Source organism: Beijerinckiaceae bacterium (genome assembly GCA_004564215.1).
GTDB lineage: Bacteria > Pseudomonadota > Alphaproteobacteria > Rhizobiales > Beijerinckiaceae > Methylocapsa.
On the sequence record CP024846.1, the window covers coordinates 445,779 to 468,464 of the forward strand.

Below are 22,686 nucleotides of genomic sequence, written 5' to 3' on the forward strand. Positions count from 1 at the left end.
CTGGATGCTCACAAAAAAAGGTAAATACGGTCTGAAGGCCATGGTCCACCTCGCGGGCCGACCCATGGGCGAGGCCACGCTTGTGAGCGACATCGCCAGTTCAAATGAGATCCCCAAGAAATTTCTGGATACGATCCTTGGCGAACTTCGCAATGCCGGCTTCGTCTTTTCGAAAAAAGGCAAGGGCGGCGGATATACATTGGCCCGTCCCGCCCATGAGATCAAAGTTGGCCATATTGTCAGGGTCCTGGATGGCCCGCTCGCGCCAATTGCTTGCGCCAGCAAGAACTCCTATCGGCGCTGCGATGATTGCGGCGACGAAAAGCACTGCTGCGTTCGTCTCGTGATGCTCGAAGCCCGCAATGCAATTGCGACCGTTCTCGACAATCGCACCCTGGCTGAAATGCGGGCCCTTGCCGAGAATGAAGAAGAGAATTTGATGTATTCTATTTGAGGTTGGGGCGGGCCAGTTCCGGGTCGGCTCAAAGCCCCGGACTCTCGCTCAACCGCCGAGGACCTCTTCAATCGCCTTGGTGACCGCATCGACCGGCGCCATCCCGTCGATCGTTTTCAGCACAGACTTCCTGGCATAAAAGTCGGCAACTGGCGCGGTCTGCTCGTGATAGGCGTCGAGGCGGATCTTGAAGGCGGCAGGATTGTCGTCCGCACGCACCACGCCACCGCTGGCCAGCGTGTCGTTTGCGCGCTTTGCGATGCGTGCCAGCAGTGCCGTGTCATCCACCTTGAGTTCGATGACGGCATCGAGATCCATGTTCTTGGCGCTCAACATCGCGGCCAAAGCCTCGGCCTGGCGCACCGTTCGCGGGAAGCCGTCGAGGATAAAACCGGATTTCGCATCAGGGGCGTCAATTCGATCCGCGACGATGCCGACCACCGTCTCATCGGAAACAAGACCACCCTTGTCCATGACGGCTTTGGCTTCCAGACCGACTGGGGTGGCAGCAGTGACGGCTGCGCGCAGCATGTCTCCCGTCGATAATTGCGGAATGCGATATTTCTCCTTGAGTCGCGCCGACTGTGTCCCTTTTCCCGCGCCAGGCGGTCCAAGAAGGACCAGTCTCATCTGCGTTTTCCCCGCAATTTGGCTTTCTTGATCAACCCTTCATATTGATGCGCCTGCAAATGGCCCATGATTTGAGCCACCGTATCCATGGTGACGCTGACCACGATCAGCAGCGACGTTCCTCCGAAATAGAACGGAAGCGCCGCATAGGAAATCAGCATTTCCGGCAACAGGCAGATAAGCGCCAGATAGCCGGCGCCAAGAACCGTAATGCGCGTGAGAATCGTGTCGATATATTGGGCGGTGCGTTCACCCGGACGAATGCCGGGGATGAAGCCGCCATGCTTCTTCAGATTGTCGGCCGTCTCGACGGGATTGAACACGATGGCGGTATAGAAGAAGGCAAAAAAGACGATCAAACCGACATAGACAACCATGTAGAGCGGGCGGCCATGTCCGAGATAGGTCGTGATGGTCGCAAGAACACCGGTGCCGCCCTGCCCCTGCGAGAAATTGGCAATCGTCACCGGCAGCAACAGAAGCGAGGACGCAAAAATCGGCGGGATGACGCCCGATGTGTTTAATTTGAGAGGCAGAAACGACGTCTGACCTTCGTAAACCTTATTGCCTTGCTGGCGCTTCGGATAAGTAATCAACAGCCGGCGTTGCGCGCGCTCCATGAACACAATGAACGCGACGACGCCGACCGACATGGCGAGCACGCCGATGATCAGGGCGGTCGAAATCGCGCCCTGGCGACCGAGTTCCAAGGTACTGACCACGGCCGACGGAAACGCCGCGACAATGCCGGCAAAAATAATCAGGGACGATCCATTGCCAATGCCACGCGACGTGATCTGTTCGCCGATCCACATCAGGAACATAGTGCCGCCCATCAGCGTCAGCACGGTGGAAATGCGGAAGAACAGACCGGGTTCGAGGACGACTCCAGCCTGACCCTCAAGTCCGATCGAGATGCCATAAGCCTGGAAGGCCGCGAGAAGCACCGTCAAATATCGCGTATATTGATTGATGACCTTACGGCCGGACTCGCCTTCTTTCTTGAGCGCCTCCAGGGTCGGAAAGACCGAGGTCAGCATCTGGATGATGATCGAAGCCGAGATATAGGGCATGATGTTCAGCGCGAAGATCGCCATGCGCTGAACGGCGCCGCCCGCGAACATATTGAACAATTCGAGGACGCCTTGCTGCTTGCCAGCAAAGCTCGCCTCGAAGACAGCGGGATCGATTCCGGGCAGCGGGATATAAGTCCCCAACCGATAGATGATCAGGGCTCCCAGCGTAAACAAAATGCGTTTCTTGAGTTCCTCGGCTTTGCCGAAAGCACCCCAATTAATATTCGCCGCAAGCTGTTCAGCCGCCGATACCATTGATTGCTCCCTTGGCGCTCCGACGTCGAAACGCTCTTCATTATTTGCCTTCGGCGAAACCAAAAAGTACCAAATCTAGCCGTGATTTGGTACTGGCCTTATGCGTCGGTCGCCGGCGCTTCGGGCTGCTTCCTTAACAAAACGATGGATCCACCCGCGCCTTCGATGGCCGCCACCGCGCTTTTCGAGGCTGTGGCGACTTCAAAAGCGAGCTTCGCTGTTAGCGCACCTTTGCCGAGAATCTTGACGCCATCGAGCAATTTGGAGCACACGCCCGCGCTGACAAGCGTCTCAACGGTCACCGGCTGCGTCACATCCAGCTTACCCGCATCCACGGCGGCCTGGATACGACCGATATTGACCTCGTTGTAGTGCACCGAAAACAGGTTCCGGAAACCGCGCTTCGGCAGCCGCCGATGCAAAGGCATCTGGCCACCCTCGAAGCCCTTAACGGCAACGCCGGTCCGTGCCTTCTGGCCCTTGACGCCGCGCCCGCAGGTCTTCCCTTTGCCGGATCCAATCCCGCGCCCGACCCGCATACGCGGCCGAGAGGCGCCGGCATTATCCGTGATTTCGTTGAGTTTCATCGTCCTGTCCTCGCCGGCACCCGGCTCCCTTGCTCATCTTCGATTACGCGAACGAGGTGAGCGACCTTTGCGATCATCCCACGTACGGCGGGCGTGTTTTCAAGGGAGGAACGCCGGCCGATCCGGTTAAGGCCCAGCCCGACGAGAGTCGCCCTTTGAGAGCCCGGACGGCCGATGGGGCTCTTGATCTGTTCGACGATCACCCGATCCGACGATTGCGTCGTCATGGCTTTGCTCCTCACGCTTCGCTGACGGTTTCGGTCTCGCCACCTTGGCGACGCGACTGGAGAACGGAGACCTTCAGGTTGCGGCGCGCCGCAACCGCGCGCGGCGAGTCCTCTCTCTGCAGCGCATCGAAGGTCGCACGCACCATGTTATAGGGGTTCGACGATCCCTGCGACTTGGCGACTACATCGTGCATGCCGAGGGTTTCGAAAATCGCGCGCATAGGGCCGCCCGCGATGATGCCGGTGCCGGCGGGGGCCGCGCGGAGCACGACCCGCCCGGCGCCATGACGTCCATTGACATCATGATGCAAGGTCCGGCCTTCCCTGAGGGGAACCCGAATGAGCGAGCGCTTCGCCGATTCAGTTGCCTTGCGAATGGCTTCGGGAACCTCGCGGGCTTTGCCGTGGCCATAGCCAACGCGCCCCTTCTGATCCCCGACGACGACGAGCGCGGCGAAGCCGAATCTGCGGCCACCCTTCACCACCTTGGCGACGCGATTGATATGGACCAAACGATCCATGAATTCGCTGTCCCGGTCTTCCCGGTCGCGGCCTCGGCCGCCTTCTCCTTCACGCGCCATAAATCTGTTCCATTTTCAATTCGCCCAATCTTCGGTCGTCCGGTGCTAAAATTTAAGGCCGCCTTCGCGGGCGCCTTCGGCCAAGGCCTTGACCCGTCCGTGATACATATAGGATCCGCGGTCGAACACGACTTCCTTGATTCCTGCCTGCGTGGCCCGCTCGGCGATTTGCTTGCCGATGATCTTCGCCGAATCGACGGTGGCTCCGGTCTTAAGGCTTTCCCGATTGCTTTTTTCCAGCGACGAGGCGGCAGCCAAGGTGACGCCCAAGCCATCGTCGATGATCTGGCAATAGATCTGCTTCGAAGAACGGAAAACCGTCAGCCGCGGCTTGCCATAGGCATGCGCCCGCAGCGAGCGCCGGACGCGGGCCCGGCGGCGGGTGGTGGCTGAATTATCCTTTGCCATGGCGCAAAATCCTTGAACTGGTTTCTTTTACTTCTTCTTGCCTTCCTTGCGGAAGATAAATTCGCCGGCATATTTGATGCCCTTGCCCTTATAGGGTTCTGGCGGACGCAGCGCGCGGATCTCGGCGGCCGTCTGCCCAACCTGGCGCTTGTCGATGCCGGAAATAGAGATTTCCGTCGGCTTTGGCGCGACGATCGAAATCCCCTGCGGGATTGGAAAAGTCACATCGTGGCTATAGCCAAGCGAAAGCTGCAGGTTCTTGCCCGACACGGCGGCCTTGTAGCCGACCCCGGTAATTTCAAGCTTGCGTTCGAAGCCCTTTGAAACACCAATCACAAGATTGTTGATCATCGAGCGCGTCATGCCCCACATGGCCCGCGCCTGCTTGCTTTCGTCGCGCGGCGTAACCGCGATCTTGCTGTCGGCAAAAACCACGCTCACATCGGCGGGGGCGGTGAACGAGAGTTCACCCTTGCCACCCTTCACCGAAATGGACTGGCCTTCTACCTTGGTGGTGACGCCGGCAGGAACAACAACCGGCTTCTTTCCGATACGAGACATATGAGATTTCCTCGTCCTTGCAGCTAGAAGACCTTGCAGAGGACTTCGCCGCCGACATTGGCCTCGCGCGCGGCATGATCGGCCATCACGCCCTTTGGTGTGGAAACAATGGTGATCCCCAAACCGTTTGCGACCCGCGGCATGGCATCGACCGCGGCATAGACCCGCCGCCCGGGCTTTGACACCCGCTGGATCTCGCGAATGACCGGCAAGCCTTCCAAATATTTCAGCTCGATTTCGAACTCGGTGCGGCCGTTGCCATATTCCGTGGTCGAATACCCGCGGATATAGCCTTCCGATTGCAAGACATCGAGCACATGGGCGCGCAAGCGCGAACCAGGCGTCTGCACTTTGCCCTTCCGGCGCATCTGAGCGTTGCGGATGCGGGTGAGCATATCACCCAACGGATCGTTCATTGCCATGATCCGCCCTCCTACCAGCTCGATTTCACAAGGCCGGGGATCAGGCCCTTGGAGCCCAATTCCCGAAGCGCGATACGCGACATCTTCATTTTACGCGTGTAGCCGCGCGGTCGGCCGCTCACTTCGCAGCGATTGCGAATCCGGCCGGCCGCGGAATTGCGCGGCAATTCGGCGAGTTTCAGGCGCGCGGCGAAGCGCTCCTCCATCGTCAGGGTCTCGTTGTTCGCGACCGCTTTCAAGCGAAGACGCCGGCCGGCATATTGCTTCACCAGCTTGATGCGATGCTTGTTTTTTTCGATCGAACTCTTCTTCGCCATGAACCTATGCCTCTAGTGTCCGCGTCTGAAACAATTCCGTTTCACTGCCGGAACGGGAAGTTGAACGCCCGCAGAAGCGCGCGCGCCTCGTCATCGGATTTTGCCGTCGTGCAAACGATCACGTCGAGACCCAAAATACTTTCGGTCTTGTCGTAGTCGATTTCGGGGAACACGATATGTTCCTTGATGCCCATCGCATAATTGCCATGGCCATCGAAGCTCTTTGGATTGAGGCCGCGAAAATCTCGGATCCGAGGCAGCGCAATTGTCACCAGGCGATCGAGAAACTCGTACATCCGTGTCTTGCGCAATGTGACCTTGGCCCCGATCGGCATGTTCTCGCGAACCTTGAACGTCGCGATCGCCTTGCGGGCATGGGTGATCACCGGCTTCTGCCCGGCAATCAAGCCCAGATCGGCGGCAGCGAGAGTCACCTTTTTGGTGTCGTTGACGGCCTCGCCGACCCCCATGTTGAGAACGATCTTCTCGATGGTCGGCACTTCGAAGGGATTCTTGTAACCAAACTCCTCGATGAGCCGCGGCCGGACGACCTCTTCATAATGCTTCTTAAGGCGCGGCGCGTAGTCCTTCGGCACCGACAACGCCTCGGCCGACGCCGTGCCTTCGGGGGCCTTGCTGCGATCCTTGCTCTCGGCAGCCGCTTTCGTCTTGGGGCTGGCCTTCGGAGCGCCCTTGGCCGCGTCCTTAACGGCGTCCTTGCCCGCAGGCTTGCCGGCGCCTTTAGCGCCTCCCTTGGCTCCGCCCTTGCCGGTTTTCGAATCAGCCATCGATCAATTCTCCGGAACGCTTGGCGAAACGAACCTTGCGGCCGTCGGCCAGAACTTTAAACCCGACCCTCGTCGGCTGGCCGTTCTTGGGATCGGCAATGGCCAGGTTCGATAAATGGATCGGCGCCTCTTTGGTGACGATGCCACCTTCCTGCTTGCCGGTCTGCTTCTGATGCCGCTTCACCGTGTTGATCCCGCGCACGACCGCGCGTTCCTCTTTCGGCTGGACCTGAACGACTTCACCGGAACGGCCTTTGTCGCGGCCCGTCAGCACGACCACCCGGTCGCCCTTTTTGATTTTTGCCGCCATCACAGCACCTCGGGCGCAAGCGAGATAATCTTCATCTGATTCCGGGCGCGCAATTCGCGAGGAACCGGACCAAAGATGCGGGTCCCGATCGGCTCCGCCTGATTGTTGATCAAAACCGCCGCATTGGAATCAAATCTGATCACCGAACCGTCGGCGCGCTTGATGTCCTTGGCGGTGCGAACGACAACCGCCTTCATGACGTCGCCCTTCTTGACGCGTCCGCGCGGAATCGCCTCCTTGATCGAAACGACGATAATATCGCCGACGCCGGCATATTTCCGCTTCGAGCCGCCGAGCACCTTGATGCACATCACGCGCCGCGCGCCTGAATTGTCGGCGACGTCGAGGTTGGTTTGCATCTGTATCATCGTCTTACACCTTTCTAACCAGACCGGTTTCCAACGGCGATTATCGGCCTGTCGGACTTCGTCTGAAGGAGGCTTTCGCCATCCCGATCAATCAAACCCTCATTTCACTGCGGCCGGCACCACGATCCAGCGCTTCAGCTTCGAGATCGGCTTGGTCTCTTCAATCGATACCGTATCGCCGATCTTGTGCGCCTTCGTCTCGTCATGCGCGTGATAATTCTTCGAGCGCCGAACCGTCTTCTTCAACAGCGGATGAGTAAAGCGGCGCTCGACCTTGACGACGATCGTCTTTTCTTGCTTGTCGCTCACCACGACACCCTGGAGAATTCGCTTCGGCATGACTATAAACCTATCCATTAAAACATGCGATTAACGCATTGTTTTATCTTATTTACCTTGTTCGTTCCGCTTTTGCGCAGCCAGCGTCTTGACGCGGGCGACATCCCGCCGGACGACCCGCACCCGCGACGTATTTTCAAGCTGCCCCGTGGCCCGCTGAAAGCGCAGATTGAACTGCTCCTTCTTGAGGTTCAAAATCTCTTGCTCAAGCTGGTCCTTGGACATCACCTTAAGGTCCGACCAACGCTGTTTCTGTTTCATGGTCGTTTCCTCTACTCGACAATCCGCTGGATGAAGCGTGTCTTGATCGGAAGTTTCGCAGCCGCCAGCAAAAGCGCTTCGCGGGCGAGCTCGACCGAAACCCCGTCCAGCTCGAACATGATCCGGCCCGGTGCGACCCGGCAGGCCCAAAATTCCGGCGCGCCCTTGCCCTTGCCCATTCGAACTTCGGTCGGCTTTTTCGAGACCGGCACATCCGGAAAAATCCGGATCCAGACGCGGCCGGCTCGGCGCATATGACGGGTCATCGCGCGGCGAGCCGCCTCGATCTGACGCGCGGTGATCCTTTCGGGTTCGAGCGCCTTGAGGCCGAACTGCCCGAAATTCAACTCGAAACCAGCTTTCGAGGCGCCGCGAATGCGGCCCTTGAAGGCCTTTCGAAATTTTGTGCGCTTGGGTTGCAGCATGTTTTAACTCTTCAATCTGGCTTCAGGCAGCATCGCGATCGCGACGGCGTCGGTCGCCACCACCACCGCCGGAATGATCCTGTTCCGCCATTTTCTTATCTTGCGCCATCGGATCGTGTTCGAGAATTTCACCCTTGAAAATCCAGACCTTGATCCCGCAGGTGCCATAGGCCGTGTGGGCAGTCGCGGTTCCGTAATCGACGTCGGCGCGGAGCGTGTGCAAGGGCACGCGTCCCTCGCGGTACCATTCCAGCCGGGCGATTTCCGCCCCGCCGAGCCGGCCGGAGCAATTGATCCTGATGCCTTCCGCGCCAAGCCTCATGGCGGATTGCACCGCCCGCTTCATGGCGCGGCGGAAGGCAACCCGGCGTTCCAGTTGCTGGGCGATGGAGTCGGCAACAAGGGTTGCGTCGACCTCGGGCTTGCGAACTTCGACGATGTTAATCAGCACCTCGGAATCGGTCATCTTCGCGACGAGCTTGCGGATCTTGTCGATGTCGGCGCCCTTTTTGCCGATCACGACACCCGGACGCGCCGAATGAATGGTGACACGGCACTTTTTATGGGGCCGTTCGATAATGATCTTGGAGATCGCCGCCTGCTTGAGCGTCTTCATCAAAGTCGCCCGAATTTCCATATCCTCGTGCAGCAGCTTTCCATACTCAACCTTGCCGGCAAACCAGCGGGAGTCCCAGGTCCGGTTGATGCCCAGCCGCAAGCCGATCGGATTGACTTTCTGTCCCATGGTGTTCTCCTCAGGCCTGAGACGCGGCGGCGGCGCCGGTTTCCCGGACGACAATCGTTAAATTCGCGAACGGCTTCTGGATACGGCCCGAGCGTCCCCGCGCCCGCGGACTGAAGCGCTTCATGATCATCGCCTTGCCGACATAAGCTTCGGCCACGATGAGGTCGTCGACGTCGAGACTGTGGTTGTTCTCGGCATTGGCGATCGCGCTTTCCAGCGTCTTTTTCACATCGTAAGCGCTGCGCTTGCGCGAAAATTCAAGGTCGGCCAGGGCCTTGTCGACCTTCTTCCCCCGGATCAACTGGGCGAGAAGATTCAACTTCTGGGGGCTGACCCGAAGCATGCGGGCAACCGCCTTGGCTTCGTTTTCTTTCAGCGCGCGCGGCGTTTTCTCCTTGGACATGACAGTCTCTCTCAGCCTCGCTTGGCTTTTTTGTCCGCTGCGTGACCGTGGAAGGTCCGAGTCGGGGAAAATTCACCGAATTTATGGCCAATCATGTCTTCGGTTACGGAGACAGGCACGTGCTTATGGCCGTTGTAGACTCCGAAGGTGAGACCGACGAATTGCGGCAAGATCGTCGAGCGGCGACTCCAGATCTTGATGATTTCAGACCGCCCCGAATTGCGCGAGTTCTCTGCCTTCTTGAGCAGATAGCCGTCAACGAAGGGGCCTTTCCAGATCGAGCGAGCCATGGATTAGCCCTTCTTCTTGCTTTTGTGACGCGAGGTCACGATGAATTTGGTGGTGGACTTATTGGTTCTGGTCTTCTTGCCCTTGGTCGGCTTGCCCCAGGGCGTAACTGGATGGCGTCCGCCGGACGTCCGGCCTTCGCCGCCGCCGTGCGGATGATCGACGGGGTTCATGGTCACGCCGCGATTATGCGGTCTGCGCCCGAGCCAGCGGCTGCGTCCCGCCTTGCCGATCGAAATATTCATGTGGTCCGGATTGGATACCGCGCCGACTGTCGCAAAACATTGGCCGTGAATGAGCCTTTGCTCGCCGGAGTTGAGGCGGATGATGACATAGCCCTGGTCGCGGCCGACAACCTGCGCATAGGTCCCCGCCGAACGCACCATGGCGGCGCCCTTGCCGACCTTCATCTCGATATTATGGACGATCGTGCCGACCGGGACATTGGCAAGCGCCATCGCATTGCCCGGCTTCACGTCGACCTGCATGCCGGAAATCACCTCGTCGCCGACGGAAAGGCGCTGCGGTGCGACGATATAGGAGAGTTCGTCATCCGCGTAACGAATGAGCGCGATGAAAGCGGTCCGGTTGGGATCATATTCGATCCGTTCCACCTTGGCGGGAATATCAAGCTTGCGGCGCTTGAAATCCACGATCCGGTAGCTTTGCTTATGACCACCGCCACGAAAGCGCACGGTAATACGGCCGTTATTGTTCCGGCCGCCGGATTCCGACTTGCCCTCGGTCAGCTTCTTCAGCGGCTTGCCTTTGTAGAGGCCGCTGCGATCGACGATGACAAGCTGGCGAAGGCTCGGCGTGACCGGTTTGAACGTTTTCAGTGCCATGGGCGCGATCCTCTGCTCAAAGTCCGGTCGTAACGTCGATCTTGTGGCCCTCGGCGAGGGTCACAATGGCCTTCTTGACGTCCGACTGGACGCCCCGCGTGCCCTTGAACGTCTTTCTCTTGCCCTTGCGGATGAGCGTGTTGACGTTTGTTACCTTGACATCGAACAGCCGCTCGACGGCCGCTTTGATCTCCGGCTTCGTCGCGGTCTTGCGAACCTTGAAAATCACCTGGTTTGCTTCCGACGCAAGAGTCGCCTTTTCCGTAATGATCGGGGCGACAATCACGTCGTAATGATGCGCATCATGTGCGAGTTTCGCCGAGCTCATTTGAAGCGCGCCTCCAGGGCATCGATCGCCGCTTTCGTCAAGACCAGCTTATCGCGGCGGAGAATGTCGTAGACATTGATGCCTTGAACCGGCAGCACGTCGATTTGTGGGATGTTGCGCGCAGCGAGGCAAAAATTCGCCTCGGGCTGGGCGCCGTCGATGATCAGGGCATTGGTGAGGCCGAGCTTGGCAAAACTCGCCTTGAGAGTTTTTGTCTTCGCATCCGCGGCGCTCGCCGCCTGCCAAACAATGATCCCGCCATCTTGAGCCTTAGCGGAAAGCGCATGTTTAAGGGCCAGAGCGCGCAGCTTCTTCGGCAGATCATGCGCATGCGAACGCACCACCGGGCCAAAGGCCCGGCCGCCGCCGCGAAACTGCGGGACTCGCGCCGACCCATGACGTGCCGAGCCGGTGCCCTTCTGCTTATATAATTTCTTGCCGGTGCGCCAAATATCCGCGCGGCCGAGGGTCTGATGCGTGCCGGCGCGGCGTTTGGCGAGCTGATAGCGGACCATGCGCGCGATCAGATCCTCGCGCGGAACGAGTCCGAAAATAGCATCGTCGAGGTCGATCGAACCTGCGATTTCACCATCAAGTGAGGTCATGTCGATTTTCATGAACTGGCCTCTGTCGCTTGCTCAGCCGCACCACCCGAGGCAGCGTCGGTCATCCGAAATTTGCCGGGCTTCGGCGCGTCCTTGGGAAGCGCCTTTTTGATCGCGTCGCGGACATAGATCCATCCGCCGGAGGTCCCAGGCACAGCGCCTTCGACGAGGATCAGTCCGCGCTCGATGTCGAGTTCGACCACCCGCAGGTTCAAGGTCGTCACTCGCTCGGTGCCGAGATGACCGGCCATTTTCTTGTTCTTGAAGGTCTTGCCCGGATCCTGCCTGCCGCCGGTTGAACCATGCGAGCGGTGCGAGATCGACACGCCATGGGTTGCCCGCAAGCCACCGAAGTTCCAGCGTTTCATGGCGCCGGCAAAGCCCTTACCCGTGCTCGTGCCCGTCACATCGACAAATTGGCCGACCACAAAATGATCCGCCGTGATCTCGGCGCCGACCGGAATCAAAGCGTCATCCTCAACGCGAAACTCGGCCAGCTTAAGCTTCGGCTCGACCTTGGCAACGGCAAAGCGTCCACGCTCGGCCTTCGACACGTTCTTAACCTTGGCATGCCCGATCCCAAGCTGGACCGCGGTATAGCCATTGCGATCCTTGGTCCGGTGCGCAACGACCTGACAGCCATCGAGCTTCAACACCGTAACCGGCACATGTTCCCCGGCGCCAGTAAAGACGCGGGTCATGCCAAGCTTTTGCGCGATGACACCTGATCGCATGGTTTCATTCCCCAAAGGACCCCTCCTGGCGCTGGCCTGGCGGGGACAAAATCTAAATTCGGCAAGCTCAGGCGTTCCTAAAGCTTGATCTCCACATCGACACCGGCAGCGAGATCGAGCTTCATCAAAGCATCCACCGTTTGCGGCGTCGGATCGACAATGTCGAGAACCCTCTTATGAGTCCTTATTTCAAACTGTTCGCGCGATTTCTTATCGACATGCGGCGAACGGTTGACCGTGAATTTTTCGATCTTGGTCGGCAGCGGAATCGGACCACGCACTTGTGCTCCCGTCCGCTTCGCCGTCGACACGATTTCCCGTGTCGAGGAATCGAGGATTCGATGATCGAATGCCTTAAGGCGAATGCGAATATTCTGGCCGTTCATCTCATCAATCCCTGCCGGCCAGCCGCGGGCCCTTTGCCCGGCGGCTAACGCTCATCCCAGATACTCAGTCTTCTTCGTGCCTAAGCCCCAGGGGCCGCCGGCACGAAGACCGCAAAATTACCAGCAAAGTCGTTCTCGAACTATTCGGTGATCGAGGCGACGACGCCGGCGCCAACGGTCCGGCCGCCTTCACGGATGGCGAAGCGCAGCTTCTCCTCCATGGCGATCGGAACGATCAATTCGACATCCATCGTCACATTATCGCCGGGCATCACCATTTCGGTGCCTTCCGGCAAGGTCACGACCCCGGTCACATCCGTGGTGCGGAAATAAAACTGCGGCCGGTAGTTGGTGAAAAATGGCGTGTGGCGGCCGCCTTCGTCCTTGGTCAGAATATAGGCTTCCGCCTTGAACTTGGTGTGCGGTTTCACCGAGCCCGGCTTGCAGAGCACCTGGCCGCGCTCGACATCCTCGCGCTTGGTGCCGCGCAGAAGCGCGCCGATATTGTCACCCGCCTGCCCCTGATCGAGCAGTTTGCGGAACATCTCGACTCCGGTCACCGTCGTTTTCACCGTCGGCTTCAAGCCAACAATCTCGATTTCCTCACCGACCTTGACGATGCCGCGCTCGACCCGCCCGGTGACCACCGTGCCGCGGCCGGAGATCGAGAACACGTCCTCGACCGGCATCAGGAAGGGCTGATCGATCGGACGCTCCGGCTGCGGAATATAGGCGTCCACCGTCTCCATCAGCTTCAAAACAGCATCATGGCCGATTTCCGGATTGCGGCCTTCGAGGGCGCACAGGGCCGAACCCTTGGTGATCGGAATATCGTCGCCGGGAAAATCATACTTCGACAGCAGCTCGCGAACTTCGAGCTCGACGAGCTCCAGAAGCTCGGCATCGTCGACCATGTCGACCTTGTTCATGAACACGACCAGCGCGGGGACGCCGACCTGCCGGGCCAGCAGAATATGTTCACGCGTTTGCGGCATCGGACCGTCCGCCGCCGAAACGACCAGAATGGCGCCGTCCATCTGCGCCGCACCGGTGATCATGTTTTTCACATAGTCGGCGTGGCCGGGACAATCGACATGGGCATAGTGCCGGTTCTTGGTTTCATATTCGACATGCGCCGTCGAGATCGTGATCCCGCGCGCCTTCTCTTCCGGCGCCTTGTCGATCTGATCATAGGCGGTATAAGTCGCTCCCCCGGTCTCAGCCAAGACCTTGGTAATCGCCGCGGTCAGCGACGTCTTGCCATGGTCGACGTGACCAATCGTTCCGATATTGCAATGCGGCTTTGTCCGCTGGAATTTTTCCTTGCCCATCGTCCGGCTCCTCTAGGATTTCTTCACGCGCTGGTACGGCAGATCAAGCGTATTTGGCTTGAATCTTTCCGGCTTCGCCCGCGGGGACCTGTTCATAATGATCGAATTGCATGGTGTAATTGGCACGGCCCTGGCTGAAGGACCGCAACTGATTGACGTAGCCAAACATGTTGGCGAGCGGGACCATCGCATTGATGACCACCGCATTGCCGCGCATGTCCTGGCCCTGAACCTGACCACGTCGACCAAGGAGATCGCCCATAACGGAGCCCGTATAATCCTCGGGCGTCGTCACCTCGACCTTCATGATCGGCTCGAGCAGCACCGAGCCGCCTTCGCGCAGCGCCTCGCGGAAGGCCGCGCGCGAGGCGATTTCGAAGGCGAGCACCGATGAATCGACGTCGTGAAAGCCGCCGTCGATCAGCGTCGCCTTGACGTCGACGACTGGGAAGCCAGCGAGAACGCCGGACCCCATGACGCTGTTGATGCCCTTTTCGACGCCGGGAATGAACTCCTTCGGCACCGAGCCGCCGACGACCTTTGATTCGAAGGTGTTGCCTGCGCCAAGCTCATTCGGCTCGAAGACAATGATCACGCGGGCGAATTGGCCGGTGCCGCCGGTCTGCTTCTTGTGCGTATAATCCTTCTCGACCCGGCGCGTCAGACGCTCGCGATAAGCGACCTGCGGCGCGCCGATATTGGCGTCCACCTTGTAGGTGCGGCGCAGGATGTCGACCTTGATGTCGAGATGAAGTTCGCCCATCCCCTTAAGGATGGTCTGGCCGGATTCCTGGTCTGTCGAGACGCGGAAGGACGGGTCCTCCGCCGCGAGCTTCGCCAAAGCGACGCCGAGCTTTTCCTGATCGGCTTTCGATTTCGGCTCGATGGCGATCTCGATCACGGGTTCGGGGAACTCCATGCGCTCGAGAATGACCGGCTTGTTGAGGTCGCTCAGCGTGTCGCCCGTGCGGGTGTCCTTGAGACCGGCGAGAGCGACGATGTCGCCCGAATAGGCTTCCTTAACGTCCTCGCGGTTGTTGGCGTGCATCAGCAGCATGCGGCCGATGCGCTCTTTCTTGTCCTTGGTCGAGTTCAATACGGTCGTGCCGGATTCGATGTGACCCGAATAGACGCGCGCGAAGGTCAGCGTGCCGACGAAAGGATCGTCCATGATCTTGAAGGCGAGCATGGAGAAGGGGTCTTCGTCGCGGGGCAGCCGCAGCACTTCCTCGCCGGTGTCGACGTCGACTCCCTTGATCGCCTCGCGATCGATGGGCGAAGGCAGATAGTCGACGACGGCGTCGAGCAGGGGCTGCACGCCCTTGTTCTTGAAGGCGGAGCCGCACAGAACCGGAATGAAGGAGATGTAGCGGACCGCCTTGCGGATCAGCCGCTTCAGGGTCTCCTCGTTGGGCTCGACGCCATCGAGATAGGCGGACATGACGTCGTCATCGAGCTCGACCGCCGATTCAAGCAGGATATGGCGATATTCCTCCGCTTTTGCCCTGAGGTCGGCGGGAATTTCGGCGTCGGCATATTTGGCACCGAGCGCCTCATCTTCCCAGACCACCGCTTTCATGCGGACGAGATCGATGATGCCCTTGAAATCGGACTCAGAGCCGATCGGCAGCTGGATGCATACGGGGCGCCCGCCGACCTTGGTGCGGATCTCCTCGACGCAGCGATAAAAATCGGCGCCGATCTTGTCCATCTTGTTGACGAAAACGACGCGGGGAACGTGATATTTGTCGGCCTGACGCCATACGGTTTCAGTCTGCGGCTCGACGCCCTGGTTGCCGTCGAGCACGCATACCGCGCCATCCAGCACCCTAAGCGAGCGCTCGACCTCGATCGTGAAATCGACGTGACCGGGCGTGTCGATGATATTCAGGCGCTTGCCGTTCCAAAATGTCGTGGTGGCGGCGGAGGTGATCGTGATGCCACGCTCCTGCTCCTGCTCCATCCAATCCATGGTGGCAGCGCCGTCATGCACTTCGCCGATCTTATGCGATTTGCCGGAATAATAGAGAATCCGCTCGGTCGTCGTCGTCTTGCCCGCATCGATGTGGGCCATGATGCCGAAGTTCCGGTAATCCTCAATCGGATGGCTGCGGGCCATGACAAAATTCCCTTCAGGCGGAAAACCGCTTCCGTAAGTTTCCTACCAACGATAATGCGAGAAGGCGCGGTTGGCTTCCGCCATCCGATGCGTGTCTTCCCGCTTCTTGACCGCGTTGCCGCGATTATTGGCTGCGTCCATCAACTCCGCCGAAAGCCGATCGACCATCGTCTTGTCGTTGCGACCGCGCGCGGCGATGATGATCCAGCGAATGGCAAGCGCCTGGCGCCGCTCCGTCCGCACTTCAACCGGAACCTGATAGGTGGCTCCGCCGACCCGGCGCGAGCGAACCTCGATGGCCGGAGCGACATTATCCAAAGCCTGTTTAAAGACCGACAGCGGCTCCGTCCGAGTCTTCTGCTCGATGATGTCGAAGGCATCGTAGACGATCGCCTCGGCGATCGACTTCTTGCCGTCGTACATGATCGAATTCATGAACTTGGTCAGAATGACATCCCCGAACTTGGCGTCCGGAATGACTTCCCGCTTTTCGGCGCTATGTCGGCGCGACATGTTTTGGCTCCGTCGAATTCTTCAAGACGCTGATCGATTGAACCCACTCGGATCAATCAGTCAGCTCACGAACTTTATTGCGCTCAACTTTTCCGCAAAACCAAATCCGATCCGCGGATCAGTTTTGAGGCTCTCAAGAGACCGGCCTTGGCCGGCACCCGCTTGAGCCTTGCAAGCTTACTTCGGCCGCTTGGCCCCATATTTGGAACGGCGCTGCTTGCGATTCTTGACGCCCTGCGTATCGAGCACGCCACGCAAAATGTGATAGCGCACGCCCGGCAAATCCTTCACGCGGCCGCCACGGATCATGACCACCGAATGCTCCTGGAGATTATGCCCTTCGCCAGGGATATACCCGATCACTTCAAAGCCGTTGGTCAGGCGAACCTTCGCCACTTTCCGCAAAGCGGAATTCGGCTTTTTCGGCGTGGTCGTATAGACGCGCGTGCAAACGCCCCTCTTCTGCGGGCAGGCACCGAGATGGCGGGCCTTTTCGCGATAGGTCTTTTCTTGCCGCGGCTTGCGGATCAATTGACTGATCGTGGGCATTCCTGGTCTTTCTAAGCAACATCCAAAACGCTATGGCCGAGAGCCTGGCTCACGACAAAAAATCAAAACACCGTCTTCGGCCCGGTGCCATCCAGGCAAACAGCAAAGCGCCTTCAGCCCGTCAGGGCCTCCGGCGCCGGGATTTGGCAGAGGAACACGGCGAATACCGCGCTCTTGCCTCTCGTCGATCCAAGCCAAAGAAAGGCTTCAATCTGTGTTGGTGACTATTCAGCCGCTGGGGCGACAGCGTTTAGGTTTGAAAAGTCCAAGGCGCGACGCCTCGGAAGCAGAAACCTACTGCCTGTCTGAAGTGGGCGGAACTTAATAGCGCCGGCCTAGCGCGTCAACCCTTCTTTGCAGGAAAAACCGAGCAAAAGAAAAGTTAGCCGTGGCTCTCTTAAGAAGATGCGCATTCGGCGGCCCCACAAGCGGGCCTCGCATCTGAACAATAGAGGAAGACTTGCGTTTACTAAAGCCACAATCGCCCTTGCGAATTATGCTCGGAAACGCGGCGGTCGAGGTGAAGCAGTTTGGCAAAGTGCAAAGAGGTAGTCATGGCAGCGGTAAAGCTAAACGGTGCATTGCTGGCGTTTTTATTGACCGGGGCGACAGGAATCGCCGTGGCACAGGACAATACGGCCGTCGACACGCAAATCGTCGACGCCATGAACAAGGTGTTCGGGGTTCATCCCGGCTTTCGGGCGAATCACGCCAAGGGGATTGTGGTCGAAGGACACTTCAAGGCGGCGCCGGGCGCCGCGGGTTTGAGCAAGGCGGTGTTGTTCGATGGCAGCACGATCCCCGTGACCGTGCGCTTTTCCGACGCAACGGGCGTTCCCAATCTCCCAGATGGCTCTGCCCAAGCCAATCCGCACGGGATGGCGATCAAGTTTCATCTCCCCGACGGCGGCGAGACCGACATGGTGATCAATTCGTTCAAATTCTTTCCGGTGGCCTCCCCGACAGATTTCAGGGACATGCTGCTTGCCGTGGCGGCCAGTCCGCCGGACGCGAAGAAGCCGACGCAGCTGGACCAGTTCGCGGCCAGCCATCCCAGCATGCCAGCCGCCATGGCGACGCTGCACACCCCCGACAGTTTCGCCGACGAGGAATATTATGGCGTCGACGCCTTCATTTTCATCAATGCCAAGGGCGAGCGTCGCGCGGTGCGCTATATCATGGCGCCTCAAAAACTGGTGCATCTCGATGCGGCCGAAGCGGCCAGCAAGGGGCCAGACTTTCTGATCGACGAACTCCCGGCGCGGCTTGCGCGGGGGCCTGTGACGTTTCGCTTGCGAGCGCAGCTCGCCGCTCCCGGCGATTCGACAAAGGATGCTTCGGTCCCTTGGTCGGATAGCAATGAAATCATCGATCTCGGCGTATTGACCCTCGACAAGGCGGTTCCAGACAGCCTGGAGGCTCAAAAGAAGCTGCTCTTCCTGCCAGGACAGGTCACCGATGGCATCGAAGTGTCCGACGATCCTCTGATCGGCGCCCGAGACGGGGCCTATGCGATCTCGTTCTCACGCCGCAATCCGTAAGCGCTATTTTCGAATCAAAATCCCCCGGGATTTTGGCCCGGGGGATTTAACTATGGCTTAGAGGTCAGACCTATTCTTCCACGGGAACGCGTGGCTGCTCAAGCAAGGGCAACGGCGTCGGCGTGGCAGCAGCCGCGCTTTGCGCCTTTTGCGCCAGGATCATTTCATCCCGCATGGTGGCGACTCGCCGCAGCTTGGCCATCGCGGCGCCCGTGCCAGCCGGGATAAGCCGGCCGACAATGACGTTCTCCTTCAAGCCTTCGAGCGTATCGGCCTTGCCGTTGACGGCCGCCTCGGTGAGCACCCTGGTCGTCTCCTGGAAGGAGGCGGCCGAGATGAACGAGCGCGTCTGCAACGATGCCTTGGTGATACCGAGCAAGACCGGGGTTCCGGAAGCGGGCTTCTTGCCTGCCTCGAGCGCCCTGTTATTGGCCTCCTCCAATTCCACCTGATCGACCTGCTCGCCTGACAGAAACTCGGTATCGCCCGGATCGACGATATCGACCTTCTGCAGCATTTGCCGGACAATCACTTCTATATGCTTGTCGTTGATGCTGACGCCCTGCAAACGATAGACTTCCTGGATCTCGTTGACGAGATAGGCGGCGAGTTCTTCGACCCCCTTGATAGCCAGAATGTCGTGCGGTGCCGGATTTCCATCGACGATGTAATCGCCCTTTTCCACGACGTCGCCGTCCTGGAGATGGATGTGCTTGCCCTTCGGAATCAGATATTCGATCGGCTCCGAACCTTCTTCATTCGGAATGATCGAAATACGGGTCTTGTTCTTGTAGTCTCGTCCGAACTGCACCGTACCGGATGCCTCGGCGATGATGGCATGGTCTTTCGGCCGGCGCGCCTCGAAGAGTTCCGCGACCCGCGGCAAACCACCCGTGATGTCGCGCGTTTTGGCGGAGTCCATGGAGATACGCGCGATGATGTCGCCCGCCTGCACGGACGATCCCGGATCGACCGCGATGATCGAATCGACTGGCAGGGCGTAGCGCGCGTCGCCGCCGCGCTGCAGCTTGGCAATCTTTCCGTCCGGCGATTTGATCAGAATCGTCGGCTTCAAGGTCACGGAGCGCTGGTTCAGGCGCCAGTCGATGACCACGCGTTTGGCGATGCCGGTCGCCTCGTCGATGGTTTCGGTCAGCGAAGCGCCTTCGACAAGATCCTCGAAGCCGATCGTACCTGGCACTTCGGTCAGGATCGGCCTGGTATAGGGATCCCATTCGGCGATCCTCTGGCCGCGCTTGATCTTGTCGCCGTCGTCGACCTTGAGCCTTGCACCATATTGGATTCTATGGACCGCCCGTTCCACGCCGTCGGGACCTTCGACGACAATGGCGACGTTGCGGGCCATCACCATGAGATCGCCCTCGCTATTGCGGGCGAGATGCCGGTTGCGGATCTTGACCACCCCTTCGAAGTTAGATTCGATGAAGGACTGATCGGCGATCTGCGCCGCGCCACCGATGTGGAAGGTGCGCATCGTGAGCTGGGTGCCCGGCTCGCCGATCGACTGCGCGGCGATGACGCCGACAGCCTCGCCCATGTTGACTGGCGTTCCCCGCGCGAGATCGCGGCCGTAACATTTGCCGCATACCCCGTTCTTGGCTTCGCAGGTCAAGACCGAACGGATCTTCACCTCCTGGATCCCGGCCGCGTTGATGCGGTCGATGTGCCATTCCTGAATCATTTCGCCCGCTGCAACGATGATTGCGCCGCTGGCCTCTTTCAGATCCTCTGCCGTCGTGCGGCCAAGGATTCGAGTCGCGAGCGAGGCGACGATTTGGCCCGCGTCGATAATGGCGCGCATGCGAATCCCGTTTTCGGTTCCGCAATCCGTCGTGGTGATGATCGAATCCTGGGCGACGTCGACCAGGCGGCGGGTCAAATAACCGGAATTCGCGGTCTTCAAGGCGGTGTCGGCAAGACCCTTTCGTGCGCCGTGCGTCGAGTTGAAGTACTCGAGCACGGTCAGCCCTTCCTTGAAGTTCGAGATGATCGGCGTTTCGATGATCTCGCCCGAGGGCTTGGTCATCAAGCCGCGCATCGCCGCGAGCTGCTTCATTTGGGTTGGCGAACCGCGGGCCCCCGAATGCGACATCATATAGATCGAATTGATCGGCTTATCGCGGCCGAGGTCATCCTTCTCGACCGAGGAAATGCGCGCCATCATTTCTTCGGCGAGCTTGTCCGAACATTTCATCCAGACATCGACCACCTTGTTGTATTTTTCGCCTTGGGTGATCAGCCCGTCATTATACTGCTGCTCATATTCCTTAGCGAGCGCGCCGGTCTCGGCGATAATCCGCGGCTTCGTTTCCGGCACGACCATGTCGTCCTTGCCGAAGGAAATCCCGGCCTTGAAGGCTTCCCGGAACCCCAGCGCCATGATCCTGTCGCAGAAGATGACCGTCTCTTTCTGCCCGCAGTTGCGGTAGACGATGTCGATCATGTTCGAGATTTCCTTCTTGGTCATGAGCTTGTTCACGACATCGAATGGAATCTTGATGTGGTGCGGCAGCAGCTGACCGAGAATCATCCGTCCTGGCGTCGTCTCGAAAATCTTCGAGACCCGCTGTCCTTCGGCATCGAAGGTCCAGGCCCTACCCTTGACGCGGGTATGCAGCGTCACTGCCTTGGCGTGCAGCGCGTGCTCGATCTCGCCCATGTCGGCAAAGGCCATTCCCTGCCCCGGCTCGCCATCGCGCATCAATGAAACATAATAAAGACCAAGCACGATATCCTGCGACGGAACGATGATCGGCTGACCATTCGCCGGGTGCAGAATATTGTTGGTCGACATCATGAGCACGCGCGCTTCGAGCTGGGCCTCGAGCGAGAGCGGTACATGCACAGCCATCTGATCGCCGTCGAAGTCGGCGTTGAAGGCCGCGCAAACCAGCGGGTGCAATTGAATCGCCTTGCCTTCAATCAGCTTCGGCTCGAAAGCTTGAATGCCGAGACGGTGCAAGGTCGGCGCCCGGTTCAGCATGACCGGATGCTCGCGGATCACTTCGTCGAGAATATCCCAAACCTCGGGCTTTTCCTTTTCGACAAGCTTCTTGGCCTGCTTGACGGTTGCCGAGAGCCCCTTCGCGTCGAGGCGCGAATAGATAAAGGGCTTGAACAGCTCGAGCGCCATTTTTTTCGGCAAGCCGCATTGATGCAATTTGAGATCGGGACCGACAACGATCACGGAGCGGCCCGAATAATCGACCCGCTTGCCAAGCAGGTTCTGACGGAACCGGCCCTGCTTGCCCTTCAACATGTCGGCCAGCGACTTCAGCGGACGCTTGTTGGCGCCGGTGATGACGCGGCCGCGCCGGCCATTGTCGAACAAGGCGTCGACGGCCTCTTGCAGCATTCTCTTTTCATTGCGCACGATAATGTCGGGCGCGCGCAGTTCGATCAGCCTTTTGAGCCGATTGTTGCGGTTGATAACGCGGCGGTAAAGATCGTTGAGGTCCGACGTCGCGAAGCGCCCTCCGTCGAGCGGAACGAGCGGGCGCAGATCCGGCGGAATGACCGGCACTTCGGTCAGAATCATCCATTCCGGCTTGTTGCCGGAATGCATGAAGGCCTCGATAATTTTCAGCCGCTTCGCCAGCTTCTTCGGCTTTAGATCCGTCGTCGATTCGGCAATCTCGATCTTGAGCGATTCGGCGATGGCCGGCAGATTCATATTGCGCAGAATATCTCGAATCGCTTCGGCGCCGATAAGGGCGGTAAAGGAATCCTGGCCGTATTCATCTTGCGCCCGCAGATAATCGTCTTCATTCAGAAGCTGACGATCCTTCAACGGGGTGAGACCCGGGTCGAGCACGATATAGGATTCGAAATAGAGAATGCGCTCGATGTCCTTGAGCGTCATGTCGAGCAGAAGCCCGATGCGCGAAGGCAGCGATTTCAAAAACCAGATGTGCGCGACCGGGGCGGCGAGCGAAATATGCCCCATCCGCTCGCGCCGCACCCGCGACAACGTAACTTCGACGCCACATTTTTCGCAGATGACACCCTTGTATTTCATCCGCTTATATTTGCCGCAGAGGCATTCATAATCCTTGATCGGACCGAAAATGCGGGCGCAGAAAAGACCGTCGCGTTCAGGTTTGAACGTCCGATAATTGATCGTCTCCGGCTTCTTGATTTCGCCGAAAGACCAGGACAGAATCTTCTCCGGGCTCGCGATCGAAATTTGGATCTGATCGAAAGCCTGCGGTTGTGCGACCGGGCTGAAGAGATTCATGACCTCTTGATTCATTGCCATCTCCTGATGCT

At 58.9% G+C, this 22,686-nt stretch carries 30 protein-coding genes; 2 read left to right on the forward strand and 28 right to left on the reverse strand.

Annotated features, from left to right (window positions below; genetic code table 11):
* The first annotated feature begins 4 nt into the window (after positions 1 to 4).
* Positions 5 to 454, forward strand: a complete 450-nt coding sequence (locus tag CU048_02080) for an Rrf2 family transcriptional regulator (GenBank protein ID QBR70264.1) — start codon at positions 5 to 7, stop codon at positions 452 to 454.
* Between the two features lie 48 nt (positions 455 to 502).
* On the opposite strand, the gene CU048_02085 is transcribed toward CU048_02080, so the two are convergent.
* From CU048_02085 to CU048_02215, 27 genes are all read right to left on the reverse strand, one after another.
* Positions 503 to 1,084, reverse strand: coding sequence for an adenylate kinase (locus CU048_02085; GenBank protein QBR70265.1), 582 nt, complete (start codon positions 1,082 to 1,084; stop codon positions 503 to 505).
* Positions 1,081 to 2,415: a preprotein translocase subunit SecY gene (locus CU048_02090; protein QBR72587.1), complete on the reverse strand. Its 1,335-nt coding sequence runs from the start codon at positions 2,413 to 2,415 to the stop codon at positions 1,081 to 1,083. Before CU048_02090 ends, CU048_02085 begins: the two co-directional genes overlap by 4 nt.
* A gap of 98 nt (positions 2,416 to 2,513) precedes the next feature.
* Entirely contained in the window at positions 2,514 to 3,002 is a 489-nt protein-coding gene (locus tag CU048_02095) for a 50S ribosomal protein L15 (GenBank protein QBR70266.1), read from the reverse strand.
* Positions 2,999 to 3,229, reverse strand: coding sequence for a 50S ribosomal protein L30 (locus tag CU048_02100; GenBank protein QBR72588.1), 231 nt, complete (start codon positions 3,227 to 3,229; stop codon positions 2,999 to 3,001). The genes CU048_02095 and CU048_02100 overlap by 4 nt, the downstream gene beginning before the upstream one ends.
* Before the next feature lie 11 nt (positions 3,230 to 3,240).
* Positions 3,241 to 3,810: a 30S ribosomal protein S5 gene (locus tag CU048_02105; GenBank protein QBR70267.1), complete on the reverse strand. Its 570-nt coding sequence runs from the start codon at positions 3,808 to 3,810 to the stop codon at positions 3,241 to 3,243.
* Positions 3,811 to 3,855: 45 nt separating this feature from the next.
* Complete coding sequence (locus CU048_02110) at positions 3,856 to 4,218, reverse strand: 50S ribosomal protein L18 (GenBank protein ID QBR70268.1); 363 nt, start codon at positions 4,216 to 4,218, stop codon at positions 3,856 to 3,858.
* Positions 4,219 to 4,245: 27 nt separating this feature from the next.
* Positions 4,246 to 4,779, reverse strand: coding sequence for a 50S ribosomal protein L6 (locus CU048_02115; GenBank protein QBR70269.1), 534 nt, complete (start codon positions 4,777 to 4,779; stop codon positions 4,246 to 4,248).
* Between the two features lie 23 nt (positions 4,780 to 4,802).
* Positions 4,803 to 5,201 (reverse strand): 30S ribosomal protein S8, encoded by a 399-nt coding sequence (locus CU048_02120; protein QBR70270.1) that lies wholly within the window; start codon positions 5,199 to 5,201, stop codon positions 4,803 to 4,805.
* A gap of 11 nt (positions 5,202 to 5,212) precedes the next feature.
* On the reverse strand, positions 5,213 to 5,518 hold the full coding sequence (locus tag CU048_02125) for a 30S ribosomal protein S14 (GenBank protein ID QBR70271.1): 306 nt from the start codon (positions 5,516 to 5,518) through the stop codon (positions 5,213 to 5,215).
* 41 nt (positions 5,519 to 5,559) lie between these two features.
* Positions 5,560 to 6,120 carry a 50S ribosomal protein L5 gene (locus CU048_02130; GenBank protein QBR72589.1) on the reverse strand — a complete coding sequence of 187 codons (561 nt, stop codon included), beginning with the start codon at positions 6,118 to 6,120 and terminating at the stop codon, positions 5,560 to 5,562.
* Positions 6,121 to 6,298: 178 nt separating this feature from the next.
* Entirely contained in the window at positions 6,299 to 6,616 is a 318-nt protein-coding gene (locus tag CU048_02135; protein QBR70272.1) for a 50S ribosomal protein L24, read from the reverse strand.
* Entirely contained in the window at positions 6,616 to 6,984 is a 369-nt protein-coding gene (locus CU048_02140) for a 50S ribosomal protein L14 (protein ID QBR70273.1), read from the reverse strand. The genes CU048_02135 and CU048_02140 overlap by 1 nt, the downstream gene beginning before the upstream one ends.
* Positions 6,985 to 7,083: 99 nt before the next feature.
* The gene (locus CU048_02145; protein ID QBR70274.1) at positions 7,084 to 7,323 is read right to left on the reverse strand and encodes a 30S ribosomal protein S17; all 240 of its coding nucleotides are present in this window, start codon (positions 7,321 to 7,323) and stop codon (positions 7,084 to 7,086) included.
* 48 nt (positions 7,324 to 7,371) lie between these two features.
* The gene (locus CU048_02150; protein QBR70275.1) at positions 7,372 to 7,584 is read right to left on the reverse strand and encodes a 50S ribosomal protein L29; all 213 of its coding nucleotides are present in this window, start codon (positions 7,582 to 7,584) and stop codon (positions 7,372 to 7,374) included.
* Between the two features lie 11 nt (positions 7,585 to 7,595).
* On the reverse strand, positions 7,596 to 8,009 hold the full coding sequence (locus CU048_02155; GenBank protein ID QBR70276.1) for a 50S ribosomal protein L16: 414 nt from the start codon (positions 8,007 to 8,009) through the stop codon (positions 7,596 to 7,598).
* A gap of 22 nt (positions 8,010 to 8,031) precedes the next feature.
* Positions 8,032 to 8,754, reverse strand: coding sequence for a 30S ribosomal protein S3 (locus CU048_02160; protein ID QBR70277.1), 723 nt, complete (start codon positions 8,752 to 8,754; stop codon positions 8,032 to 8,034).
* A 10-nt stretch (positions 8,755 to 8,764) separates the two neighbouring features.
* The gene (locus CU048_02165) at positions 8,765 to 9,157 is read right to left on the reverse strand and encodes a 50S ribosomal protein L22 (protein QBR70278.1); all 393 of its coding nucleotides are present in this window, start codon (positions 9,155 to 9,157) and stop codon (positions 8,765 to 8,767) included.
* 11 nt (positions 9,158 to 9,168) lie between these two features.
* Complete coding sequence (locus CU048_02170) at positions 9,169 to 9,447, reverse strand: 30S ribosomal protein S19 (GenBank protein ID QBR70279.1); 279 nt, start codon at positions 9,445 to 9,447, stop codon at positions 9,169 to 9,171.
* Positions 9,448 to 9,450: 3 nt separating this feature from the next.
* On the reverse strand, positions 9,451 to 10,290 hold the full coding sequence (locus CU048_02175; GenBank protein ID QBR70280.1) for a 50S ribosomal protein L2: 840 nt from the start codon (positions 10,288 to 10,290) through the stop codon (positions 9,451 to 9,453).
* Positions 10,291 to 10,306: 16 nt separating this feature from the next.
* Positions 10,307 to 10,618 carry a 50S ribosomal protein L23 gene (locus tag CU048_02180; GenBank protein ID QBR70281.1) on the reverse strand — a complete coding sequence of 104 codons (312 nt, stop codon included), beginning with the start codon at positions 10,616 to 10,618 and terminating at the stop codon, positions 10,307 to 10,309.
* Positions 10,615 to 11,235 (reverse strand): 50S ribosomal protein L4, encoded by a 621-nt coding sequence (locus CU048_02185; GenBank protein QBR70282.1) that lies wholly within the window; start codon positions 11,233 to 11,235, stop codon positions 10,615 to 10,617. Before CU048_02185 ends, CU048_02180 begins: the two co-directional genes overlap by 4 nt.
* Positions 11,232 to 11,957, reverse strand: a complete 726-nt coding sequence (locus CU048_02190) for a 50S ribosomal protein L3 (protein QBR70283.1) — start codon at positions 11,955 to 11,957, stop codon at positions 11,232 to 11,234. The genes CU048_02185 and CU048_02190 overlap by 4 nt, the downstream gene beginning before the upstream one ends.
* A 77-nt stretch (positions 11,958 to 12,034) precedes the next feature.
* On the reverse strand, positions 12,035 to 12,343 hold the full coding sequence (locus CU048_02195) for a 30S ribosomal protein S10 (GenBank protein QBR70284.1): 309 nt from the start codon (positions 12,341 to 12,343) through the stop codon (positions 12,035 to 12,037).
* 140 nt (positions 12,344 to 12,483) lie between these two features.
* Entirely contained in the window at positions 12,484 to 13,674 is a 1,191-nt protein-coding gene (gene tuf / locus CU048_02200; protein QBR70285.1) for an elongation factor Tu, read from the reverse strand.
* Between the two features lie 43 nt (positions 13,675 to 13,717).
* Entirely contained in the window at positions 13,718 to 15,793 is a 2,076-nt protein-coding gene (gene fusA / locus CU048_02205; protein QBR70286.1) for an elongation factor G, read from the reverse strand.
* A 42-nt stretch (positions 15,794 to 15,835) separates the two neighbouring features.
* Positions 15,836 to 16,306: a 30S ribosomal protein S7 gene (locus CU048_02210; GenBank protein ID QBR70287.1), complete on the reverse strand. Its 471-nt coding sequence runs from the start codon at positions 16,304 to 16,306 to the stop codon at positions 15,836 to 15,838.
* Between the two features lie 177 nt (positions 16,307 to 16,483).
* Positions 16,484 to 16,855 (reverse strand): 30S ribosomal protein S12, encoded by a 372-nt coding sequence (locus CU048_02215; protein ID QBR70288.1) that lies wholly within the window; start codon positions 16,853 to 16,855, stop codon positions 16,484 to 16,486.
* Between the two features lie 554 nt (positions 16,856 to 17,409).
* Here CU048_02215 and CU048_02220 point away from each other — a divergent pair.
* Positions 17,410 to 18,396: a catalase gene (locus CU048_02220; GenBank protein ID QBR70289.1), complete on the forward strand. Its 987-nt coding sequence runs from the start codon at positions 17,410 to 17,412 to the stop codon at positions 18,394 to 18,396.
* 70 nt (positions 18,397 to 18,466) lie between these two features.
* Here the strand turns inward: CU048_02220 and rpoC are convergent, their stop codons facing one another.
* Positions 18,467 to 22,669: a DNA-directed RNA polymerase subunit beta' gene (gene rpoC, locus CU048_02225; protein ID QBR72590.1), complete on the reverse strand. Its 4,203-nt coding sequence runs from the start codon at positions 22,667 to 22,669 to the stop codon at positions 18,467 to 18,469.
* Positions 22,670 to 22,686 lie beyond the last annotated feature (17 nt).

What these genes read in the sequence shown, in the direction of transcription:
- CU048_02080 (QBR70264.1), top strand. Translation starts at nt 5, where the DNA reads ATGCTCACAAAAAAAGGTAAATACGGTCTGAAGGCCATGGTCCACCTC.
- CU048_02085 (QBR70265.1), bottom strand. Translation starts at nt 1,084, where the DNA reads ATGAGACTGGTCCTTCTTGGACCGCCTGGCGCGGGAAAAGGGACACAG.
- CU048_02090 (QBR72587.1), bottom strand. Translation starts at nt 2,415, where the DNA reads ATGGTATCGGCGGCTGAACAGCTTGCGGCGAATATTAATTGGGGTGCT.
- CU048_02095 (QBR70266.1), bottom strand. Translation starts at nt 3,002, where the DNA reads ATGAAACTCAACGAAATCACGGATAATGCCGGCGCCTCTCGGCCGCGT.
- CU048_02100 (QBR72588.1), bottom strand. Translation starts at nt 3,229, where the DNA reads ATGACGACGCAATCGTCGGATCGGGTGATCGTCGAACAGATCAAGAGC.
- CU048_02105 (QBR70267.1), bottom strand. Translation starts at nt 3,810, where the DNA reads ATGGCGCGTGAAGGAGAAGGCGGCCGAGGCCGCGACCGGGAAGACCGG.
- CU048_02110 (QBR70268.1), bottom strand. Translation starts at nt 4,218, where the DNA reads ATGGCAAAGGATAATTCAGCCACCACCCGCCGCCGGGCCCGCGTCCGG.
- CU048_02115 (QBR70269.1), bottom strand. Translation starts at nt 4,779, where the DNA reads ATGTCTCGTATCGGAAAGAAGCCGGTTGTTGTTCCTGCCGGCGTCACC.
- CU048_02120 (QBR70270.1), bottom strand. Translation starts at nt 5,201, where the DNA reads ATGGCAATGAACGATCCGTTGGGTGATATGCTCACCCGCATCCGCAAC.
- CU048_02125 (QBR70271.1), bottom strand. Translation starts at nt 5,518, where the DNA reads ATGGCGAAGAAGAGTTCGATCGAAAAAAACAAGCATCGCATCAAGCTG.
- CU048_02135 (QBR70272.1), bottom strand. Translation starts at nt 6,616, where the DNA reads ATGGCGGCAAAAATCAAAAAGGGCGACCGGGTGGTCGTGCTGACGGGC.
- CU048_02140 (QBR70273.1), bottom strand. Translation starts at nt 6,984, where the DNA reads ATGATACAGATGCAAACCAACCTCGACGTCGCCGACAATTCAGGCGCG.
- CU048_02145 (QBR70274.1), bottom strand. Translation starts at nt 7,323, where the DNA reads ATGCCGAAGCGAATTCTCCAGGGTGTCGTGGTGAGCGACAAGCAAGAA.
- CU048_02150 (QBR70275.1), bottom strand. Translation starts at nt 7,584, where the DNA reads ATGAAACAGAAACAGCGTTGGTCGGACCTTAAGGTGATGTCCAAGGAC.
- CU048_02155 (QBR70276.1), bottom strand. Translation starts at nt 8,009, where the DNA reads ATGCTGCAACCCAAGCGCACAAAATTTCGAAAGGCCTTCAAGGGCCGC.
- CU048_02160 (QBR70277.1), bottom strand. Translation starts at nt 8,754, where the DNA reads ATGGGACAGAAAGTCAATCCGATCGGCTTGCGGCTGGGCATCAACCGG.
- CU048_02165 (QBR70278.1), bottom strand. Translation starts at nt 9,157, where the DNA reads ATGTCCAAGGAGAAAACGCCGCGCGCGCTGAAAGAAAACGAAGCCAAG.
- CU048_02170 (QBR70279.1), bottom strand. Translation starts at nt 9,447, where the DNA reads ATGGCTCGCTCGATCTGGAAAGGCCCCTTCGTTGACGGCTATCTGCTC.
- CU048_02175 (QBR70280.1), bottom strand. Translation starts at nt 10,290, where the DNA reads ATGGCACTGAAAACGTTCAAACCGGTCACGCCGAGCCTTCGCCAGCTT.
- CU048_02180 (QBR70281.1), bottom strand. Translation starts at nt 10,618, where the DNA reads ATGAGCTCGGCGAAACTCGCACATGATGCGCATCATTACGACGTGATT.
- CU048_02185 (QBR70282.1), bottom strand. Translation starts at nt 11,235, where the DNA reads ATGAAAATCGACATGACCTCACTTGATGGTGAAATCGCAGGTTCGATC.
- CU048_02190 (QBR70283.1), bottom strand. Translation starts at nt 11,957, where the DNA reads ATGCGATCAGGTGTCATCGCGCAAAAGCTTGGCATGACCCGCGTCTTT.
- CU048_02195 (QBR70284.1), bottom strand. Translation starts at nt 12,343, where the DNA reads ATGAACGGCCAGAATATTCGCATTCGCCTTAAGGCATTCGATCATCGA.
- tuf (QBR70285.1), bottom strand. Translation starts at nt 13,674, where the DNA reads ATGGGCAAGGAAAAATTCCAGCGGACAAAGCCGCATTGCAATATCGGA.
- fusA (QBR70286.1), bottom strand. Translation starts at nt 15,793, where the DNA reads ATGGCCCGCAGCCATCCGATTGAGGATTACCGGAACTTCGGCATCATG.
- CU048_02210 (QBR70287.1), bottom strand. Translation starts at nt 16,306, where the DNA reads ATGTCGCGCCGACATAGCGCCGAAAAGCGGGAAGTCATTCCGGACGCC.
- CU048_02215 (QBR70288.1), bottom strand. Translation starts at nt 16,855, where the DNA reads ATGCCCACGATCAGTCAATTGATCCGCAAGCCGCGGCAAGAAAAGACC.
- CU048_02220 (QBR70289.1), top strand. Translation starts at nt 17,410, where the DNA reads ATGGCAGCGGTAAAGCTAAACGGTGCATTGCTGGCGTTTTTATTGACC.
- rpoC (QBR72590.1), bottom strand. Translation starts at nt 22,669, where the DNA reads ATGAATCAAGAGGTCATGAATCTCTTCAGCCCGGTCGCACAACCGCAG.